A 20,102-nucleotide genomic window follows, 5' to 3' on the forward strand; every position below is an offset into this window, starting at 1 on the left:
AGTATTATTCGCAATAAAACAAGTCCCTCTCGAATATTTTTTATTTGCTTTTGTAAACAATCTTTACCGGAACACCTTCGAAATCAAAGTTTTCACGGAGTCGATTTTCTAAATATCGTGTATAAGGCTCCTTAATATACTGTGGAAGGTTACAGAAAAAGGCAAAAACTGGATTTTTAGTAGGTAGTTGAGTTACATATTTGATTTTGATGTACTTACCTTTCCAAGCAGGCGGAGGATATTTTTCAATTTCTTGGAGCAAAACATCGTTCAATTTGGAGGTAGCGATCCGTCTAGTTTTGTTTTCATACACCTTAGTTGCCAATTCTATTGCTTGGAATATTCGTTGCTTTTCAACCACTGAAGTGAAAATAATCGGAATCCATTTGTTTTCACCGAGTCGATCGATCATGTCATCTTTGATTTTTCCCATTGTCTTGTGATCTTTTTCGATCAAATCCCATTTGTTCACCATGATCATGACACCCTTGTTGTTCTTAATGGCAAGGCTGATTAAGTTGACGTCCTGAGCTTCCAATCCTCTCGTAGCATCTACCATGACGATGATTACATCAGATTCCTCCAAAGTACGCAGTGATCTCATCACAGAGTAAAACTCGACGTCTTCTTTTACCTTGGCTTTTTTTCTAATCCCAGCAGTATCTGTAATGATAAAATCCTGGCCAAATAGTTTATATCTCGTGTGGATCGCATCCCGTGTGGTTCCGGCTTCATCAGTCACGATGGAACGCTCATGACCAAGCAAGGCATTGAGGAAAGAGGATTTTCCCACATTGGGTCGACCTAGAATTGAGATTTTCGGAATTCCTGCATCGGGATCTTCTATTCCCTCGTCTTCGAATTGTTTTACTACCTCATCAAGAAGTTCGCCCGTGCCACTCCCACTGGCTGAAGCAATAGGGTAAATTTCAAAATCACTGATTCCCAAAGAATAAAATTCATGAGATGACATAGCCTTTTCTCTATTATCTGCTTTGTTTGCTACAATGAAGATTGGCTTTTTAGTCCCTCTGAGCTCATTAGCAAATTCCATATCGAGATCAGTCAGCCCGTCAATACAGTCTACTACAAAGAGAATGACATTTGCTTCTTCGATTGCGAGTTTGACCTGTTTCCTGATTTCCGCTTCATATAAGTCCTCAGAACCAGTCACATATCCACCCGTGTCGATGACAGAAAAGAATTTGCCAGACCACTGGGCATGACCATAGTGCCTATCACGAGTCACACCGCTCATGTTGTCTTCGATAGCCTTACGTTCTTCAACCAAGCGATTAAAGAGTGTGGATTTTCCAACATTGGGCCTACCAACAATTGCTACAATATTTGCCATGATTAGGATGGGTCGTACCCGAATTTTTTAAGTTTTAATATATTTTTTCTCCAGTCTTGTTCCACCTTAACAAAGGTTTCGAGGAAGACTTTTTTGCCAAAAAATTTCTCCAATTCCAGTCTTGATTCAATTCCCACTTTTTTCAGCATTTTACCTTTGTCACCGATCAGGATGCCTTTTTGGCTTTCACGCTCGCAGAAGATAGTTGCCCGTATTTTAATGATAGTTTCTTCTTCGTAAAAATCTTCAATCGAAACCTCAGTGCTGTAGGGGATCTCTTTTTTGTAATTGTTGAAAATCTTTTCCCGAATGATCTCGGAGGCAAAGAACCGTTCCGGACGGTCAGTTAGTTCCTCTTTATCATAAAACGGTGGATGGACAGGCAATTGATCAAGTATTTCCTGTAAAATCCGCTCAGTATTGAATTTTTCCAGTGCTGAAATTGGAATGACTGTTTCTGATTTGATTCTCGAAGTCCAATATTCAGTGACTTCATCAAGCTGACCTTTTTTAGCTAAATCAATCTTGTTAATTACCAAAAGTACCGGAACACCCGAAGCATTGATTTTAGTGATGACATCCTCGATTTCCTCTTCGGTCTCGTACAAATCGGTGACAAAAACTATAACATCTGCATCTTCCAAAGAGATGTTTACAAAACTCATCATGTTCTTATGCAGCTCATATTTTGGTTTGAGCATGCCCGGAGTATCAGAAAAAACAATCTGATATTCGTCGGTATTTATAAGACCGAGGATTCTGTGTCGTGTGGTTTGAGCCTTAGAGGAAATAATCGAAAGCCGCTCACCCACAAGGATATTCATGAGCGTGGACTTACCCACATTGGGTTTGCCAACGATATTTACAAATCCGGCTTTATGAGTAGGGGAAAGCATTTATTTTAATTTTTTTGCAAAGGTACTTGATTTTGGAGAGTTTGTCCTTACCTTTGCATCACAATATCGCGGGATGGAGCAGTTGGTAGCTCGTCGGGCTCATAACCCGAAGGTCACAGGTTCGAGTCCTGTTCCCGCTACAAAACAATTAGTTGATCATTTAATGGTCAACTTTTTTTGTTTTATACCCTTTTATGTACGGATTGTCAACGCTCATCGATTCCATTTGATTCAAATTGACCACAGGTCTGTCCCCCTATTTGCCCCCTTTTGATTTTTTTTGGTTTTTAAGAATTGTGAGTTCAAGAATTAAGCAGGTTGGGATGAGGATTTAAATGGTTGCGGTTTCTAAATTATCCCATTTTATTGAGAATTCCACCGCTTTTTCCATGCTGAAAATTCGGAAGGTTTGATTCGATAGCGAACAAAATTTCCTTCATGCAGCCCCAGTAGTTCGGTCTCCACTATTTCAATGAATTTTGATTGATTTTCATCGGATATCTTTTGGGCTGCTATTTTTACTGCATTGGATGCTTCTGCTTTGCCCATCTCATTCCTGACGATTTGTCCAATTGCTTCGCGTATTTCATCCCTATATTTCATTCGGAATCTATCAGGTTCACCCAATGATTGTCGGATAGCGGAATAGCGCATAGCTGACCGCTCATAGGCCCACAGAAAAACATCCTTGAATAATTCGATGCGGTTTAATTCATAAATGCCAAGCATTCCTTTGATATAGCTTTCTTCTGGTACATCAATAAATGAAAGAGGAGAAAGGTTGTGTCTGTTTAACGGAATATTTGCAGCCAATCTGGATACTCGCTTATTGACATCATCAAATGGTTGGAGATAAGGCAACTGAACCAATACAAAAAAAACCTGTTCAAATGGATTCTGGATTTGGCTGGCTTTTTCCAGTATTAGGTCAAAAGATTCTTCGATAAGTTGTGGAATTCCCAACGGAGTAAAAACCGAATTGGTGATTCCCACGCCAAATGTTCTAAGCCTGCCGGATGCAGCCGGATTGGGCAATAGGTTGTTTGAAAGTAGGGCATGGAGATTAAGAAAAGTGTAGCGATTGAAGCCCACTTCATCAGACGATTCTATCAGAAACTCGATAGCCTCCTTATGGTTGAGAATCATCTGGGTTTCCATCGGAGACTTGTTCGAGGGGATTTTTCCGTTATGGATTAATAGCTCTGTATCCAACAAGGAATAGGTGTTGCCTTCCAGTCTGCTTGAATTCCAAGACAGGTCGATCAAAAGGCGATTTAATATTTCTCTGGCATAGGTCCCAGCTGGCTGTTCTCCATTCCTAGTATTTCCCCATTCAGCCAGTTTTTGTTTTTCTTCTCTGCTGAGCAAGCTGTCGATGTTGGGACGGTAATTTTCCAAGAAACTTCGTTCATATCCGACAGGTTTCCTTTGTGCTACAGGACGTGAGACCAAGGCCCAAACGTCTTTGCCTTCTTGTGAAAGGGGAATGGTCGATTGTCGCTCCTCTTCTGATTTTATCCTTCCAGAATCTTGAGTTTGTTCAGGGACATTTGCATAATACTTTGTAGACCGAGCCTCACCTTTTAATAGAATTAAGTTTTTTTCTCTAAGGATTTTTAGCCGTCTTTGAAGCGCTCTCTTTTCAATTTGAAATGGGAGCAATCGAAGGAGTTGTTCTATTCCTAATCCATCAGAAGATGATGCAATTATTTCTTTAATCAGTTGTAGCTCATCTCGATTTCCCATCTTCAATCCCATTTGTATCGCGACAATAATAACATGAAAATGACACAATAAAATGAATTGTGTCACCATAATTGTCGCGATATTAAAAATTGTGTCGTTTTTTTATTTAGACTTTCTTTGGTTTTGGTATCACCTCGGAAAGTAGGAGATCCATTGCCAGTTACGACTAAAAAACTCATTTCCTTTTGCCTGTTGAATTTTAAATCAGAATAAAATTCCTATACAGAAGGTCTTATTTGAAGTAGTGAAAGGCATTATGGGCAAAAAATTTTTTTTTAGTAAAAAATACTAAAAATATTTTTACATAATAAAATACTAAAAATTATAATTTTTCCAATATAAAATTAATTAAAATATAATTATTTATTGAAAATTTAAAAAATCTAATTTTCGTCAATTAAACTTAATTTTTTTAAAGTTTAAGTTGCCTAAACTTTTTTGTCACGTGATTAAATCAGAATACATTAACTATTTTGTAGTTTTTTGAAAATGAAATTTTTAATAAATAAATTTTTCGACTTTGTCAATACCCTATATAGGGTATTTTTTATTTAATACCCTCTTATTTAATTCAAACATAATTTTCAAAAGAAAAATCCTATTACTTATGTCCACTATTTTGAAAACCATATTTTTAGGTAGCTGTGTTTTTATTACGACCATGAATATTTCATGGGCTCAGCTTCCCGCGGATGTTCAAAGCACTGTTGAAAAGAATTTTCCTATCCCGGTCCAAAAATCCCCCAATGCATCTTCAATCGAACGGTATGGAAACTATGATGTCAACTTGTACACTGGGTTACCTAATATTTCAATACCTCTCCATACAGTGAAGTCTGGACCCATTGAATTTCCAGTTTCTTTGAGCTATCATTCTTCTGGTATCAAATATACCGATCAGGCAAGTTGGGTAGGGTTGGGCTGGTCGTTGATCGCCGGTGGACAAATAACCCGGCAAATCAAAAATCTTCCTGACGAAACTGCTTTTTTGAAATCTAATCAGGATCCCAATGATTATAATCTATTTCGAATACAGTGATGCCGAAACTACGGTTTTCGCGACTAAATCAGTCACTGTAACTGGAAACCCCATAAGTCCTTGTCTGCTTGTCGATGCATCTGCGCCGGAAGTCACCATTACTTCAAACGGTTCTGTCACGCTTACAGCAAACCCCGCACCCGAGGGATTTACTTATGAATGGTATGGGCCCGACCAGTCAACCCTGCTTTCCAGTACCAAATCTTATGTTGCACTGAATGTAACTGAAAACAAAACCTACTATGTGGCTTACAGGCATACGGCGACCGGATGTACGAGTTCAAAAATGCCAGTACGCATAAACCGCTATCAGGAAAACCTAAATTGGGTCCGGAAATATGACATCAGAGATTCCACTGTAACTGAGTCTGATGTCAGGAAAACATTAGCCAACCAAGCGTATAAGCAAACTACCTACTTTGACGGATTGGGAAGGCAAAATCAGATGGTAGCCATGCATGCTTCAGTTACGGGTAAATCAATCATCACACCTATTGCATACGACGAGTTGGGAAGGGTTTCCAAAAGCTTTCTTCCTTATCATGATAATCTGAACGATTTTCATTTTTTTAGGGTAACCGGTAAAGCGGATCAGTCGCTTTATTATCAGAATAAATTTTCTGACAATTTTGGCTTCTCTCAGAATGAATACAAAAATGATCCCTTAAGTAGAATTACTAAAACGTCTAGCCCTGGAGATGCGTGGAAGATGGGGTCTGGAAGAGAAAATAAATTTGAGGAAAGGCCGAATGATTCCTTGGACAGAGTAAGGCTTTTTACAGTAAATTCTTCAAGCTTACCGGTAACCAATTCGTTTTATGCTAAAGGGGAGCTATGGGTGAAGATTAAAAAAGACGAGCACAACAGGATTTTTCAGGAATTCACCAACAAGCAAGGGCAATTAGTTCTCAAAAAAGATCAGGGTCCTGATTGGCCTACCTATGAAGGAAACGGAAACGGGTGGCTGGAGACCTACTACATCTATGATGATTTTGGAAATCAAAATGCGGTAATACCTCCTCAAGCTATCTGCATATTATTATGACAGTTATGAAGCTGTCGGAGGGTTTAATTATCAAAAACCTAATGGTCATCCAAATTTTCAGGCTGCAACAAAAAATGTGAAAGGACTTCTGACTGCCAAGAAAACAAAAAATTTGGAGGACACGATTTTCTTCACCACCCGGTATTATTATGACAAACAGGCAAGAATCATCCAGCAGATCGAATCGCATCGGCTATCAGGTGAAGTTAAAACCAGTACCAATTATAATTTTGAAAACAAACCCATAGCCACAGTAACCGAGTTGACAGGGAACCAGCCTGTAACGGTTAAAAAGCGCTTTGAATACAATAGTGCCGGTGGACTTCAAAACCTGTATCATCAGGTAAACCAGAACGCCGAAGTGTTGATCAACAGTATGGCTTACGAAGAGTTAGGCATGCTGAAAACCAAATCCTTTTTGGATGTGAATCTGGCGTATAATTATACTATTCGAAACTGGCTCAAGGAAATCAGCAGCACCACACCGACAATTTTCAAGCAAAAGCTATACTATGAGAATGAAGGTAATTTTTTCCGATGGGATGGTAATATCTCCAGAATTGACTGGTGGGACAGGGACGGCAAGGAACACCGCTATAACTACCAATACGACGGCGCTGGCAGGCTGCACGTGGCCAATTACAGTGCTCCCGACTATTTATCCGAAACCGACAACTTCTCCATCCACGGTGTCCGGTACAACAACAACGGAAACATTAAAACGCTGTACCGAAGGGGCCAGATTTCTGCGGGGACTTATGGGTACACCGACATTCTCTCCTATGATTATTTGGCAAACGGACAGTTAAATGAGTATTCCAATAAACTCCTCCGAGTCAGAGATGATGTCAGTTCGACCAATCATCTTTCTTTGGACTTCAAGCCCAATATCCAATCCACACAAAACTATGGCTATGATGCCAATGGGAATCAGAGCTCAAACCCTGATAAGAACATAAATCAAATCGAATACAACCACCTCAATCTTCCCAGCAGAATTACCTTTGGATCAGGTGCGGGAAAGATCGAATACGACTATGATGCGGATGGAGTCAAGCGGCAGCAGCGGATGTATACCGGGACTACATTGAGTTCGACCAAGGATTACATAGGGGAATTCGTATTCGAAAGCGGGCAGTTGGATTACCTTATGCATGAGGAAGGGCGGATAGCTTATGAAAACTCGGCTTTCCAGTATGAATACTTTGTCAAAGACCATTTAGGTAATGTGAGACAGGTAGTTCGGGCTCCGGTGTCAGCATTTCGGATAGCTACAATGGAGCCGGAAAATGCAGAGGAAGAGGAAGAACTATTCCAGAATATTAAAGAATCAAGACAGGGAGCCGGAGAACATAACAAAACTCCGGGAGGCTATGCGACAGCTTGGCTGAATGCAGATCGAGGAAGGATCTTGGGACCTTCCAGATCTCAGGAGATTCAGGAAGGAGACAGTGTGGAAATTGGAGTCTTTGGAAAGTATGTAGATCCAAGGAAAAAAAGATTACACCCTGCATCCTTTGTTCGTTCGGGTGCAAGAAATAGGCTAGTTCAAACGCTGGGGGAGTTTGGTCAAAACCTACGAGCTACGGGTCCAAATGAACTGGCCATCGCGAACGTTATCGCCTTAGTGATCGGTGAACTGGAACAAAAGCCCGTGCCTGAAGCCTACATGGGCTATGCGCTCTATGACGCAGACTCGAACTTGTATGAACAAGGCAAGGTTGTATTAACCAAAAAAGCGAGAAACAAACACGAGGAGCTAATCCAGAAGATTCCCGTCAAAAAAGACGGCTATATCGAAACATTCTTGGTAAACGAGACAAGCGAAAATGTCTGGTTTGACCAGTTTCGAATCCAGAGTACTGGTCCGCTGATCGTGCAGGAGACGCATTACGACCCTTGGGGCCTTGAGATCAAGGAACTAGGGTATCAGTACGGTGGGATTAAGGAGAATCCATACCTTTATAACGGCAAGGAATTCAATGATCATCTAGGAGTGAACCTGTATGATTATGGGGCGAGGATGTATGATCCAACAATTGGGAGGTGGGGAGTTGTAGATCCGATGGCTGATCATCACCTTCAGATTGATAAATCACCATATGCTTATGGCTGGAATAATCCCATTAAGTATATTGATCCAAATGGAATGTGTCCTAATGGTTGTAGTGAAGGAGAAAAGACAAAGGATATTTATGCAGAAGGAGCCGTAGTTCAAAATAGATTTGGAGCTTCTCAACTTAGGGATGGGAAATGGCATATCATTGAACGTGCTCCAATGACTGAAAACAGTTCTAATGGGATCCGAATCAATGGATTCTTTGGAGGAGGAAGTAATTCATTTGGTCAAGCAAATGGAGGTAATCAAGCTCAAAGTGGTGGGGGTGGCCATAGTTTGACTGATAATGTTAGTTTAGCTGGCACTATAGGAGACCCGATTGGAGGAGGAGCAAAAGGTATTTTAGACAATCGAGGGGCATATATGCCGAGAGGTCAAATTTATGGAATGAATAAAGAGATTACGGTAAGAACCCCGATTGCCAATATAAATACCACATCCAGAGTTTTAAACTATGCTCGTGTAGGAGGAAAAGTACTTTGGGTTGCAGGTGTAGTAGCTACAGGTTATCAAGTTTATGGTGATATAGATGGTGGTAGGTATTACAGTGCTGGTACACGTGCCGCAGTGTTTGGAGTAGCTGCAGGTGCTGCTTTTGTACCAGTTGTCGGTTGGGGTGTAGCGGCAGGAGTAGGGGTTGCAGACTACATTTGGGGAGACCATTTGTATAATTACGTTGAAAATCGAATGCGATAAATAGATGATTTATGGGTATTTATAATTATTTGTTTTACAAGAGTTATCAATTAGCTCATCGGTCTAAAAATTTTGATGATATGCCCGCATTAGGCGGAATTATCTTCGTAGTTGCATGTGTAATGTTTAATATTTTCACAATTTCGTTGCTCTTAGAGGGTTTTGGGATTATTGACATCTCCTTTAAAAAGGAATATAAATATCCTTTTGCATTAGTGTTGGTACTTGTAATCTTGCTTTATTATTTACTCAATTGCCGCTATAAAAGTATCGTACAGAAGTACGAGGGAAAGGAAAGAGAATCAGGTAAGGGGATTCATCCAGTTTTTGTGATTGTTATATACTACGGAATTAGCTTTGGCCTGATGTTATTGGCTGGATTATTTAAAAATAAAGACTGGATTTTTTCCTAACTCCCTCTGGGTGTAGAAGGAATATGGTTGGGGCTAGGTGTAGATTGCATCTACACCTTTATATAAATACAAATTTGTAATTTGTTTAAGGTGATGAAATTATTTCAAAAACGAATAATCTAATATTAAATTAGTAAGGATTGTAGGGCGGAATTGTAAATTCCACCCAGTGCCATTTCAAACTTCAAAGGTGCAGAGCATATACTTCGCCTAGAGGAGATTGTAATTCCTATGAATTGTTAAGCTTGCTGGACTAACAACCCCCTCTTTGGACCTTCCAGATCTCAGGAGATTCAGGAAGGAGACATTGTGAAGATTGGAGTCTCCCGTACGGCTGTCGGGAGGGAAGTATTTAGATCCAAGGAAAAAAAGATTGCTCCCTGCATCCTTTGTTCGTTCGGGTGCTAGAAATAGGCTAGTTCAAACTCTGGGGGAATTTGGTCAAAACCTACCTGCTACAGGTACAAATGAATTGGCTATTGCGAACGTCATCGCTTTGGTGATCGGTGAACTAGAACAAAAGCCTGCGCCCGAAGCTTACATGGGCTATGCGCTCTATAACGCTGATTCCAACCTATACGACCAGGGAAAGGTAATTCTGTCTAAAAAAGCTAGGAACAAACACGAGGAGCTAATCCACAAAATCCCTGTCAAAAAAGACGGCTATACGCCACGGCGCACAGGTATCGAAACATTCTTGGTCAATGAGACAAGTGAAAACGTTTGGTTTGATCAGTTCCGCATTCAGAGTACCGGACCATTAATTGTACAAGAGACCCACTATGATGGCTGGGGCCTTGAGATCAAAGAACTTGGGTATCAGTATGGTGAGGACTGAGCGTCAAGGATTAGCCCGGTGGGCTAATCTAGCGAGGGGCCGGCTTGCAGGGAGGGAATCCATACCTTTATAATCAGCTATCGTGAAACAAACCAACACTAAATCAAAAGAATTGAAATTAGAATCGAGCTGTTCCATTTTGGAACAAGTTACCGCAGACGGTAAAAAACAGAAAATGAATCGCTATTTTCTTGATATGATCATATCAGTGGGTTATTACTGAATTCATCCAAAGCGACTCTTTTTCGCCGATGAGCTAGTGTGTAATTCAAATATTTTATACCAGTAAAAAAATGCCTCTGGATTTGATTTTTTTAGCCTGTTTAATCTTGGCCAAAGGGGTTCTCCTATCGACCAATCTTTCATGATTTTTGGATCGCCGTATTTTTCAATCACCACATTGCTAGATCTTATGAGAACTGCTAAGTAAGCTGCTTTTGAAGCAGCAATAATTGCTTTGTCAATATGAAATGATTCAGAGAAAATAAATCTAGAAACCCTTTGAATGCCTGTTTGCAATTCCTCGAAATCACCTTTTCCTACAATTCCTCTACTTACTATGCACAACGCGGTTTGGTAAATATCTTCAAGAACCCCATTGATATTGTCCTCGCATTCTCGGTACTTAAGTTCAACAGCTGCAAATAGCTCGAAGGTGGTTTTCACCAACCCACAGTCTACTGCAACATCGATTAGATTTCCCACATCATAGAGCTGCTTTAGTATTTCCATACTCATGCTCGTTTTTCCTTTGAAGTAAGGGATACCTGTGGTATTAGGGGCAAAAGCGGTCAGTTTGTCTCCGAGTATATCCTCTTTTGATGGTACTCGTACGATGATTGGATCTCCCTGAGAGAGTATGAATTTTGAATCAATTGGGATTTCTTCAATTTTTTGATACCCTACTTTTTCAAAAAGGATATCAAGTAGGATACTTTCTTCTTCTGCCAGTGTTTGGTGACTAGGCTTGTAAAAAAATTTGTAATGAGCTTTTTGGATGTTAGTTCCAGCTTTTCTTTCCTGAAGTTCAAGTTTTGTAAATCCTTGATCTTCAATTAAATTTTCAAAAAGTCTTTCTAAATCTTGGGGTTCTTTTTCTACGATAATATCGATATCAATGGAAAGCCGTTTGGATGATTCCAGAATCAACATCAAAGCAGTCCCGCCTTTAAAGACAAAATCTAAATTTTGTTTTGCCAGTCCCTCAAGTAGAAGTAGCGCTCGGATAACTTTCTCAACCAATATCTTATCAGCCTTTCTATTTGCTGTAGACACTTTAGTTATCCAGTCAATATGTAATGAATCTTTACTTATCATTATACTATTTATTGGCAATAAGTTAGTATTGCTGCCGATATATTGAAATTTCGTTTAAATAGATTTCCAATTCTTGTTTTTTTCTCCTTCTACTGGCATATCTGAGCATTTTACTTTCACTGATTGCATACTTTTCAAAGGATTCTTTAAAAATCTGGTTCATTTCTGATCCTTGTTGCGCATCAAATAGGAGTGGGTCACAAAAAATGTCAACCAAAATTTTCTCCAGTGTTACTGTTGTTATTCCATTGATTTCCTGAGTCGGTGACTCGGAGACCAGGAGCTTAACAATCCAGGGATTCTTCTCGTCGGTAACATATCTTCTGATCAGTTCTGGAGATGGATCCAAATATACTGGCATGTTTTTGTCCTTTAGAAAGTAGAATAAACTTTCCATTCCTTCTTTTTCAACTTCTACCAAGTTGTAAAATCTCCCAGGTTGATGTAGCATGAATTCATTAATCACTGAGGTATTCCAGATGCAGATCGAAAGAAACGGAAATTCAGTTTTCAATTTTCGATAAAGGGAAATTTGTTTGTTTGATAGCCCAGGAAAATAGCTTTTCCCAAAGCCAAGCTTGAATTCGCCTCGCGAAACTCTGGTTATAATGCCTTCTTGAACAAGTTTATAAATTCTCCAATTCACCGTTGTAGTTTTGACTTCCTGGTCTTTTGAGCTATAAAATTCCATTAATTCTGACTTGGAGAATTTTGGTTGATTTTGGAAATGATTCCTTAAGTCTTCAATATGTAGCGTTTCCTTTGAGATATCGTAGAGTTTGGTACAAATGTAAAGAACTATATTTTGGCAACAAATTTAAAATGCTGCCGAAAAGAAGTTAGATGAAACTTTCAAGTTGGATTCCTTTCAAAGGAATTTAGCAGAGAAACTTCTAAGGAAGGAAAGAAGGAACTTTAAATCGTACAGTTCGTACGCCTCGTATACCTCGCACTGTACGAATTGTTCGAGGGTTGAAATTCGAAAGGATTCAAATTAATTTAAATTTCCAAATCTGAGAATTGCCTACAACTCGGGAGAATTTGAGGAAAAATAATGGTTCGAGTTCTGAATTTCGGAGCTGAAATTCTAGAGATTTGTGGTCCAAAACAGCAAAAAGAAAAAAATATCATTCAAAAACCAAACCTCATATACATCTCATAAACTATAATTTGCGCAGAAATCCGAGACTGAATTAAAATCAATTCAAATAAATTTAAAATTTTTGATACAAAATGAACCTGTCCCCAAATTTGTCCCTCATGTGATGTAAATCGCTAAAAAACAGTATTTTAAAATAGCCCTGTTCCCGCTACTATACAATCAGTTGACTTTTTTAAGGTCAACTTTTTGTGTTTTATACCCTTTCATGAGCGGCTTGTCAATGCAAATCAATTCCATTTGATTCAAATGTTTCCCCCTATTTGCCCCCTTTTGATTTTTAAGAATTATGAGATCAAGAATTAAGCAGGTTGGGATGAGGATTTAAATGGTTGCGGTTTCTAATTGATCGCATTTTTCTAAGAATCCCATTTCTTTTTCCAAGCAGAAAATTCAGAAGGTCTTATTCGATAGCGGACAAAATTTCCTTCATGAAGTCCAAGGAGTTCGGTTTCTACTACTTCAGCGAACTTGGATTGGTCTGGTTCTGGTAATTTTTTGACTTCAGATTTTATTGCTTGGGATGCTGCTTCTTTTTCCATTGCATTTCTAACGATTAGGCTGACGATCCCACGTATTTCTTCTCGGTATTTCATTCGGAAAGGATCCGGCTCGCCAAGGGATTGGCGAATGGCTGCATACCTTAGGGCTGACCGCTCATAGGCCCACAAAAAAACATCCTTGAATAATTCGATGCGGTTTAATTCATAAATGCCTAGCATCCCCTTGATATAACTTTCTTCCGGTACATCTATAAATGAAAGAGGAGCAAGGTTGTGTCGGTTCAAAGGAATATTGGCAGCCAATCTGGATACTCGCTTATTAACGTCATCGAATGGTTGGAGATAGGGAAGCTGAACCAATACAAAAAAAGCCTGCTCAAATGGATTTTCGATTTGGCTTGCCTTTTCCAGGATTAGGTCAAAGGATTCTTCGATGAGTTGCGGAATTCCCAACGGAGTAAATACGGAATTGGAGATTCCCACACCAAATGTTCTAAGCCTGCCGGATGCAGCCGGGTTTGGCAACAGGTTGTTTGAAAGCAGAGCATGGAGATTGAGAAAAGTATAGCGATTGAAGCCCACCTCATCAGACGATTCTACCAAAAACTCGATAGCCTCCTTGTGGTTGAGAATCATCTGGGTTTCCATGGGGGATTTGTTCGAGGGGGTTTTTCCGTTATGGATTAACAGCTCTGTATCCAACAAGGAATAGGTGTTGCCTTCCAGTCTGCTTGAATTCCAAGACAGGTCGATCAAAAGGCGATTTAATATTTCTCTGGCATAGGTCCCAGCTGGCTGTTCTCCATTCCTAGTATTTCCCCATTCATTGCAAAGAGGAAAAAATCACTTAAAGTTATTTTTTGGAATTTTTTGAATAAAATTCAGACATCGCTTCCCAGTCTTCATCTGAACATAGAGGGATATAGTTTATTCTAAATTTTTTAAGCTTTTCTTGACGAATTTTTAATATTTCTTCCCTCTTGAGATTGGCCTTTTGTTGGTTGCGATTCGCTAAAGCAACTTTAATTTTGGCGTTTAACCTTGTTTTTTGTCTTTTAAAAAATAGTGATAGCAAATTCATTCCTTCAATTTTTAGGTATTCTTGATTCAAATTTTTAACAATATCTAATTTTTAGTTAAACGCTTTAAAATTGCATTTAAAGGGGTTTTTAACTTTTTTTCTTATTTATCCTTCAATTTATTGAGGATCAAAATTTTGATGAGTCTAAGGTAGTCATCAAAAAATTCCTAAAAATACCCAGTACTGGGTATTTTTTAAATTTTATCGCCTAACTAAAAAGAATCTACGAACCTGTTATGATTTAAGATTTAGAATAATTTCTTATTCTTCAAAAAATCGTCCAAAGCACACTTTCCTGCCTCAAAAGCCAAAACCTCCAAAAAGACACATATATAATAGGGGAAGCTTCAAAAATGAATTTTAATTGGACAGCTTACCAGTAACGATTCTGTCTTTTCCATTTAAATCTTGAATGATTCTTACATTTTTATAATCAAGAGCAAAGAGGATTTTAGAAACTTCTCCTCCTAGGCGCTCATTGATTTCAAAATAAATTTTTCCTGATTTTTTCAGCAATCTCTTACCCTTCTCTGCAATTACTTTATAAAAAATTAAAGGGTCCTCATCCCCTACAAAAAGGGCCAAGTGTGGTTCAAAATCCAACACATTTTTATGCATATTATTTTTTTCATGCAATGGTATATAAGGAGGATTGCTTACCAAAATATCCAACCCCTGAATTTGAGGTAAGTCAATTAAAATGTCACATGTAGAAAATGAAACGATTGCTTTAAGCTTTTTGGCATTTAAAGAAGCAATTTCTAAAGCTTCCACAGAAATATCTACTCCAAATACATCCGTTCCTTTCATTTCCAAAGCCAAGGTGATCGGAATACACCCTGTGCCCGTGCCGATATCCAGGATTCGAAGGCCTGAAGTTTGGTTTTCCTTGATTATAAGATGGACGAGCTCCTCAGTTTCATTTCTAGGGATGAGAGTAGCTGGAGTTACTATGAATTCTCGTCCGTAAAAAGGCCCGTGTCCCAAAATATATTGAATAGGTTCTCCGGTTTTCAGTCGTTCAAAGTCTTGCTTAAGTGCATCGGGCAGGTCCTTTTCCTCCAAAAAGTGCATCATGTCCACTCGTCTCATTCCTAAGTGATGTTCCAAAAGCCAACTAATGAGTGTGTCAGCTTCTGGCTTTGGATAGAGATTCAGCTGAGAACTCCAGCGATTTACAAGTTCCAAAAATGTGCTCATGTGTGGCGAATTAGTAAGATGGCGCGTAAAGGTAAAAACTAAAGGATAATCATATTAAAAAACTACCACTTGCCCTTACTGTGTTTTTCACATTTCCTCTAATCGGGCTAATCCAAATAGATTTCTGGGCCGAATTTGATGGTGTTTATTGGCAAAAATATCAAGGTTTAAAAGCATATGGAGTGGAAAATATTATCCGAAATGGAAGTTTGAGACCGTTTGTAGGCATTGGTGTAAAGTCTAATTTCTTAGAGTTTAGAAAACAAATCCTCAGTAGTTATCCAATTCCTGAAAAGTGGTTTAGCAATTTTTCAATGAATTATGGAAATAGATATGATTTCGGATCTGCAGTTGCTCGAGAGGGAATTCGTGTTTAAGTCAATTTGAGACCGTTTTCTCAAGGAAAAAGCGAAGCTCAGTAATTCCCCTTACCTTTGTAGCGAGAATTTCTATCCATGAAGCTACATAATAACACAATCCGCGGAGTTCATACCGCACTTCAAGCCATTTTCGAAGAAGGCCAATATGCCGACAAAGTCATCGAGCGTACCCTAAAGTCAAACCCTAAATGGGGAGCTCGAGATAGATCCTTTATCGCCGAAACTACCTATGAAATGGTGCGTTGGTGGAGACTCATCGGTCATTTGAGCCCATCCAAGGATTATTGGGACCTCTTCGGGACTTATTGGTTGATGCAGGGGAATCAGCTTCCGGAATGGGAAGAGTTTGCCAGAATCAACCCTGACAAACTGAAAGGGAAATATGAGTCAATCGTAGATCCCGCCATGCTGGAATCCATACCTGAATGGCTTCATAAGCTCGGTAAAAGTGAGCTAGGTGATTTATGGGAATCAGAAATTCATTCCCTGAATGAGGAAGCTGAAGTGGTTTTGCGTGTAAATACGTTGAAAATCACCCGTGAGCAATTGAAAAATCAACTAGCAGCCGACGGGATCAATACTTATATCGTCAAAGGCTATCCCGACGCTTTGGTTTTGGAAGAAAGAGAAAACGTTTTTCGTCACGCGGCTTTCAAAGCAGGACTATTTGAAGTTCAAGACGCCAGTTCTCAATTAGTAGCTGCGGCTTTGGCAGTAGAACCAGGCATGCGCGTGATTGATGCATGTGCTGGGGCTGGCGGGAAAGCACTTCACTTGGCAGCTTTGATGGAAAACAAAGGCAAAATCCTGGCAATGGATGTGGAGGATTGGAAACTTCAACAGACTAAGTTAAGAGCTCGAAGAGATGGAGTGTCCATCATCGAGCCCAAACCTATCGAAGGTACTAAAACCATTAAACGTTTAAAGGAATCCGCTGATCGCTTGCTGCTTGATGTTCCATGTTCCGGGCTTGGCGTGTTGAGAAGAAATCCGGATACTAAATGGAAACTGAGTCTGGAATCCATTCAAAAAGTACAGGAAACTCAACAAGAAATTCTTCAAAGCTATCCTTCAATGCTCAAGCCAGGTGGACAGATGGTCTATGCTACTTGTAGTATTTTACCTTCTGAAAATGAGCTTCAGGTGAAAAAATTCCTGGAAAGTGAGGCAGGAAAAGATTTCGAGCTGATTGAAGACAAAAAAGTGCTTGCACAAGAAAGTGGCTTTGATGGGTTTTATATCGCCCGATTATTGAAAAAAGCGGCAACTGCTTAAAGATTATTTTCGCAATCATTTAAAAATCAGCTTTCTATTTTTAATTTCAGAAAAAAAACTGAAATGAATCTAGAGCTGATTTTTTCTATTGTTAATACGACAGCATTGGTCTGCTGGATAATATTATTTAGTGTGTACCAAAAGCGCTGGGTCTACCGAGCACTTTTTTCTTTTGTATTTACAGGCATGGCCCTAATTTATCTTTTTTTTATCCTAAAGGGTATGTCAGGCGACAGTAGAGGTGGGTTTGATACATTGGCTAATGTCAAAATGCTCTTTTCAAACGATGAGGCTGTTCTTGCAGGATGGATTCATTACTTGGTTTTTGACCTGTTTGTAGGTATGTGGATTTGCCATGATGCGGACAAGCGAGGGATAAACAGATGGATTTTGTTGCCTTGTCTATTGTTGACATTTATGCTTGGTCCTACAGGACTTCTTCTTTATTTCATGGTCAGATTAATTTATTTGAAAAAATTTCCGCAAGATCCCTATGCTGAAAACCTTCTACACTGAATTAGATCGAAGAAATCACTTTTTAGCCAAGTCAGGAGCATTTTGCTTTTTGATGGCGACTCTGTTAGTTTTCTTTCCTTTGATTGATTCCAGAGAATTGCAAGGAGTTAATGTCTGGCTAAAGCCTTTAAAATTTTTTGTCTCAGTAGGCATCTTTTTCTGGACCATGGGTTGGCTTATGGATTATTTGAACGAGCCCCAAAAAGTGAAAAAGATTAGCCTTTGGATTTTTATTTTGATGGCTATTGAGCTAATCTTAATCACGTATCAAGCAGCACAGGGGAAATTATCTCATTTCAACATTAGCTCCATCCTTGACGGTATAATTTTTCAAACAATGGGGATCGTGATCTCAATTAATTCCTTTGTGGTACTTTGGTTTCTTTTTCTCTTCCGAAAAGTAAAAAGTTTACCATCTGGTTATGCACTCGCAATACGAGCTGGATTAATCATTTTTCTAATTGCAGGTTTCGAAGGGTTTGTTATGGCAAGTAGGTTGGGTCATACAATTGGAGCCCCTGACGGGCAAGAGGGAATTTTTCTTCTAGGTTGGGCAAAAGCCTATGGGGACCTTCGGGTTTTTCATTTTGTAGGCCTTCATGCGCTTCAGATTTTGCCACTTTTGGCTTGGTTTTTTTGGAAGGATAACTCCAAAATTTCGGGAATAGTGGGTCTAATATATTTTGTCTTTAGCTCAGCAACTCTATGGATTGCTTTTCAGGGAAAAGGAATTTGGCCATTTTAATTCAAGGATATTCCAAAGCTTCTTCCAAAAAGCGCAACTTTAAGTTAGTATTTCCATATTTATTTTGCTTTTGGATGGGATGACATTGGGTTTTGTGTTTAACTTTGACGGGCAAATAGGGTTACCTACAACCAATATTTGCTATGAATCGAAACTCCTCGAAGTTCCTTTACGAAGCACTCACCTACGATGATGTGCTCTTAGTACCGGGTTATTCCGAAGTTCTCCCTCGCGAGACCAATACTTCTACCCAACTCACAAAAAAAATTAGGCTGAATATTCCGCTGGTTTCCGCAGCGATGGATACCGTCACAGAGGCAGAATTGGCTATTGCCATTGCGCTTGAAGGTGGATTGGGGTTTATTCATAAAAACATGTCCATCGAAAAGCAAGCCGCGCAAGTTCGCAAGGTCAAGCGTTCTCAGGCCGGAATGATTCTCGATCCCATTACGCTTCATATTGATTCAAGGGTTCGTGATGCCGAAACCATCATGCGTGAATATCATATTGGGGGTATTCCTGTAGTAGATGGAGACAAAATATTAAAAGGCATCATCACCAACCGGGATCTAAGGTTTATCAAAGATCAAAATCGATTGATCCGAGATATCATGACCAAAGAAAATCTGATCACAGCTAAATCCGGAATCTCTTTGGAGCAAGCAGAGGAGATTCTTCAGGAATACAAAATTGAGAAGCTTCCGATCGTTGATGATGAATACAAGCTTTCTGGCTTGATTACTTATAAGGATATTCTTAAAAGGAGAGATAAACCATATGCATGTAAGGATGAATACGGCCGTCTTCGTGTGGGTGCAGCAGTTGGCGTGACTGCGGATATTGTAGATCGAGTCGAGGCCTTAAGAAATGCCGGAGTCGATGTCGTTTCTATTGATACAGCTCATGGACATTCCAAAGGCGTAATCGAGACTTGCAAAAGAATAAAGGCTGCATTCCCGGATTTGGAAGTGATTGTTGGAAATATTGCAACACCTGAGGCGGCAATCGCTTTAGCAGACGCAGGTGCAGATGCGGTCAAAGTAGGTGTTGGCCCAGGTTCGATTTGTACGACTCGAGTGATCGCAGGGGTGGGTGTTCCACAGTTGTCAGCAGTCTTTGAGTGCGCAGAGGCCTTGAAGGATCGAGGCGTTCCTGTGATAGCTGATGGAGGGATTCGGTATTCTGGTGACTTGGTCAAAGCTATAGCAGCAGGAGGAAGTTCGATTATGATTGGATCTCTCTTAGCAGGAACTGAAGAAGCACCAGGTGAAATGATTATTTTCGAAGGAAGAAAATTCAAGTCTTACCGCGGAATGGGATCTTTGGAAGCGATGGAGTCTGGTTCAAAAGACCGCTATTTCCAAGATGCGGAAGATAATATCAAAAAATTAGTTCCAGAAGGCATTGTTGGTCGCGTTCCTTACAAAGGACTCGTTTCTGAAGTGTTGTATCAATTAGTAGGAGGGCTTCAAGCCGGAATGGGTTATTGTGGAACCAAAACAATCACAGACCTTCAGAAAGACGGTAAGTTCGTAAAAATAACAACTGCCGGAGTGAAAGAATCTCACCCGCACGATGTGAGTGTGACTCGAGAAGCACCAAATTATAGCTTGAAATCATAAACTCATAAAGTGGCTGTCTTAAAAGTCTTTTCGATGTCAGCCTGAGCGGAGTCGAAGGCTATTTGTTGTGAATAAAACGACATTTCGACTTCCCTCAATGTGAATTTGGTATTAATGAGACAGCCCCTTTTTTATTTTGAAAGATTGAGTTTTGTGAT

18 protein-coding genes and 1 tRNA gene are annotated in these 20,102 nt (G+C 39.6%); 11 read left to right on the plus strand and 8 right to left on the minus strand.

Going from position 1 to position 20,102, the window contains the following annotated elements; all coding sequences use genetic code 11:
- Positions 1-40: 40 nt before the first annotated feature.
- Positions 41-1,354: a ribosome biogenesis GTPase Der gene (gene der / locus ACK4HU_RS09595; protein WP_409806078.1), complete on the minus strand. Its 1,314-nt coding sequence runs from the start codon at positions 1,352-1,354 to the stop codon at positions 41-43.
- 2 nt (positions 1,355-1,356) lie between these two features.
- Positions 1,357-2,250, minus strand: coding sequence for a GTPase Era (gene era / locus ACK4HU_RS09600; RefSeq protein WP_409806081.1), 894 nt, complete (start codon positions 2,248-2,250; stop codon positions 1,357-1,359).
- Positions 2,251-2,317: 67 nt separating this feature from the next.
- On the opposite strand from era, the gene ACK4HU_RS09605 reads away from it, so the two are divergent.
- Positions 2,318-2,390 (plus strand) — tRNA-Met (locus tag ACK4HU_RS09605).
- A 223-nt stretch (positions 2,391-2,613) separates the two neighbouring features.
- On the opposite strand, the gene ACK4HU_RS09610 is transcribed toward ACK4HU_RS09605, so the two are convergent.
- Positions 2,614-3,996 carry a Fic family protein gene (locus ACK4HU_RS09610; RefSeq protein WP_409806084.1) on the minus strand — a complete coding sequence of 461 codons (1,383 nt, stop codon included), beginning with the start codon at positions 3,994-3,996 and terminating at the stop codon, positions 2,614-2,616.
- Between the two features lie 607 nt (positions 3,997-4,603).
- Here ACK4HU_RS09610 and ACK4HU_RS09615 point away from each other — a divergent pair.
- The 5 genes from ACK4HU_RS09615 (at position 4,604) to ACK4HU_RS09635 (ending at position 10,146) form a co-directional block, all read left to right on the plus strand.
- Positions 4,604-5,035 (plus strand): hypothetical protein, encoded by a 432-nt coding sequence (locus ACK4HU_RS09615; RefSeq protein WP_409806087.1) that lies wholly within the window; start codon positions 4,604-4,606, stop codon positions 5,033-5,035.
- Positions 5,007-6,080, plus strand: a complete 1,074-nt coding sequence (locus tag ACK4HU_RS09620; RefSeq protein ID WP_409806090.1) for a DUF6443 domain-containing protein — start codon at positions 5,007-5,009, stop codon at positions 6,078-6,080. Before ACK4HU_RS09615 ends, ACK4HU_RS09620 begins: the two co-directional genes overlap by 29 nt.
- Before the next feature lie 76 nt (positions 6,081-6,156).
- Positions 6,157-8,895: an RHS repeat-associated core domain-containing protein gene (locus ACK4HU_RS09625; protein ID WP_409806093.1), complete on the plus strand. Its 2,739-nt coding sequence runs from the start codon at positions 6,157-6,159 to the stop codon at positions 8,893-8,895.
- An 80-nt stretch (positions 8,896-8,975) separates the two neighbouring features.
- Positions 8,976-9,308 (plus strand): hypothetical protein, encoded by a 333-nt coding sequence (locus tag ACK4HU_RS09630; RefSeq protein WP_409806095.1) that lies wholly within the window; start codon positions 8,976-8,978, stop codon positions 9,306-9,308.
- Between the two features lie 373 nt (positions 9,309-9,681).
- Positions 9,682-10,146 carry a hypothetical protein gene (locus ACK4HU_RS09635; RefSeq protein WP_409806098.1) on the plus strand — a complete coding sequence of 155 codons (465 nt, stop codon included), beginning with the start codon at positions 9,682-9,684 and terminating at the stop codon, positions 10,144-10,146.
- A gap of 225 nt (positions 10,147-10,371) precedes the next feature.
- Here ACK4HU_RS09635 and ACK4HU_RS09640 read toward each other — a convergent pair whose 3' ends face one another.
- The 5 genes from ACK4HU_RS09640 to prmC all read right to left on the minus strand — a co-directional run bounded on the left by ACK4HU_RS09640 (position 10,372) and on the right by prmC (position 15,406).
- Positions 10,372-11,481, minus strand: coding sequence for a nucleotidyl transferase AbiEii/AbiGii toxin family protein (locus ACK4HU_RS09640; RefSeq protein WP_409806101.1), 1,110 nt, complete (start codon positions 11,479-11,481; stop codon positions 10,372-10,374).
- 4 nt (positions 11,482-11,485) lie between these two features.
- Positions 11,486-12,154, minus strand: coding sequence for a DUF6577 family protein (locus ACK4HU_RS09645; RefSeq protein WP_409806104.1), 669 nt, complete (start codon positions 12,152-12,154; stop codon positions 11,486-11,488).
- An 827-nt stretch (positions 12,155-12,981) separates the two neighbouring features.
- The gene (locus ACK4HU_RS09650; RefSeq protein ID WP_409806106.1) at positions 12,982-13,773 is read right to left on the minus strand and encodes a Fic family protein; all 792 of its coding nucleotides are present in this window, start codon (positions 13,771-13,773) and stop codon (positions 12,982-12,984) included.
- 205 nt (positions 13,774-13,978) lie between these two features.
- Positions 13,979-14,236, minus strand: a complete 258-nt coding sequence (locus ACK4HU_RS09655) for a hypothetical protein (protein WP_409806109.1) — start codon at positions 14,234-14,236, stop codon at positions 13,979-13,981.
- A gap of 330 nt (positions 14,237-14,566) precedes the next feature.
- On the minus strand, positions 14,567-15,406 hold the full coding sequence (gene prmC, locus ACK4HU_RS09660) for a peptide chain release factor N(5)-glutamine methyltransferase (protein WP_409806112.1): 840 nt from the start codon (positions 15,404-15,406) through the stop codon (positions 14,567-14,569).
- Between the two features lie 80 nt (positions 15,407-15,486).
- On the opposite strand from prmC, the gene ACK4HU_RS09665 reads away from it, so the two are divergent.
- From ACK4HU_RS09665 to guaB, 5 genes are all read left to right on the plus strand, one after another.
- Complete coding sequence (locus tag ACK4HU_RS09665; RefSeq protein WP_409806115.1) at positions 15,487-15,783, plus strand: hypothetical protein; 297 nt, start codon at positions 15,487-15,489, stop codon at positions 15,781-15,783.
- A 78-nt stretch (positions 15,784-15,861) separates the two neighbouring features.
- Positions 15,862-17,061, plus strand: coding sequence for an RsmB/NOP family class I SAM-dependent RNA methyltransferase (locus tag ACK4HU_RS09670; protein ID WP_409806117.1), 1,200 nt, complete (start codon positions 15,862-15,864; stop codon positions 17,059-17,061).
- 63 nt (positions 17,062-17,124) lie between these two features.
- Positions 17,125-17,577, plus strand: a complete 453-nt coding sequence (locus ACK4HU_RS09675; RefSeq protein WP_409806120.1) for an ABA4-like family protein — start codon at positions 17,125-17,127, stop codon at positions 17,575-17,577.
- Complete coding sequence (locus ACK4HU_RS09680; RefSeq protein ID WP_409806122.1) at positions 17,555-18,322, plus strand: hypothetical protein; 768 nt, start codon at positions 17,555-17,557, stop codon at positions 18,320-18,322. The genes ACK4HU_RS09675 and ACK4HU_RS09680 overlap by 23 nt, the downstream gene beginning before the upstream one ends.
- A 143-nt stretch (positions 18,323-18,465) precedes the next feature.
- A complete protein-coding gene (gene guaB, locus ACK4HU_RS09685; RefSeq protein ID WP_409806125.1) occupies positions 18,466-19,944 on the plus strand; it encodes an IMP dehydrogenase in 1,479 nt (492 codons plus the stop codon).
- The last annotated feature ends 158 nt before the right edge of the window (positions 19,945-20,102 follow it).

It is taken from the genome of Algoriphagus sp., assembly GCF_046296635.1.
Taxonomy (GTDB): Bacteria; Bacteroidota; Bacteroidia; order Cytophagales; family Cyclobacteriaceae; genus Algoriphagus.

Bases quoted from the DNA above. Each gene is read 5' to 3' on its own strand.
- ACK4HU_RS09670 (WP_409806117.1), top strand. From the start codon at position 15,862: ATGAAGCTACATAATAACACAATCCGCGGAGTTCATACCGCACTTCAA.
- ACK4HU_RS09620 (WP_409806090.1), top strand. From the start codon at position 5,007: ATGATTATAATCTATTTCGAATACAGTGATGCCGAAACTACGGTTTTC.
- der (WP_409806078.1), bottom strand. From the start codon at position 1,354: ATGGCAAATATTGTAGCAATTGTTGGTAGGCCCAATGTTGGAAAATCC.
- era (WP_409806081.1), bottom strand. From the start codon at position 2,250: ATGCTTTCCCCTACTCATAAAGCCGGATTTGTAAATATCGTTGGCAAA.
- ACK4HU_RS09610 (WP_409806084.1), bottom strand. From the start codon at position 3,996: ATGGGAAATCGAGATGAGCTACAACTGATTAAAGAAATAATTGCATCA.
- guaB (WP_409806125.1), top strand. From the start codon at position 18,466: ATGAATCGAAACTCCTCGAAGTTCCTTTACGAAGCACTCACCTACGAT.
- ACK4HU_RS09680 (WP_409806122.1), top strand. From the start codon at position 17,555: ATGCTGAAAACCTTCTACACTGAATTAGATCGAAGAAATCACTTTTTA.
- ACK4HU_RS09650 (WP_409806106.1), bottom strand. From the start codon at position 13,773: ATGGAAACCCAGATGATTCTCAACCACAAGGAGGCTATCGAGTTTTTG.
- ACK4HU_RS09615 (WP_409806087.1), top strand. From the start codon at position 4,604: ATGTCCACTATTTTGAAAACCATATTTTTAGGTAGCTGTGTTTTTATT.
- ACK4HU_RS09630 (WP_409806095.1), top strand. From the start codon at position 8,976: ATGCCCGCATTAGGCGGAATTATCTTCGTAGTTGCATGTGTAATGTTT.
- ACK4HU_RS09645 (WP_409806104.1), bottom strand. From the start codon at position 12,154: ATGGAATTTTATAGCTCAAAAGACCAGGAAGTCAAAACTACAACGGTG.
- prmC (WP_409806112.1), bottom strand. From the start codon at position 15,406: ATGAGCACATTTTTGGAACTTGTAAATCGCTGGAGTTCTCAGCTGAAT.
- ACK4HU_RS09675 (WP_409806120.1), top strand. From the start codon at position 17,125: ATGAATCTAGAGCTGATTTTTTCTATTGTTAATACGACAGCATTGGTC.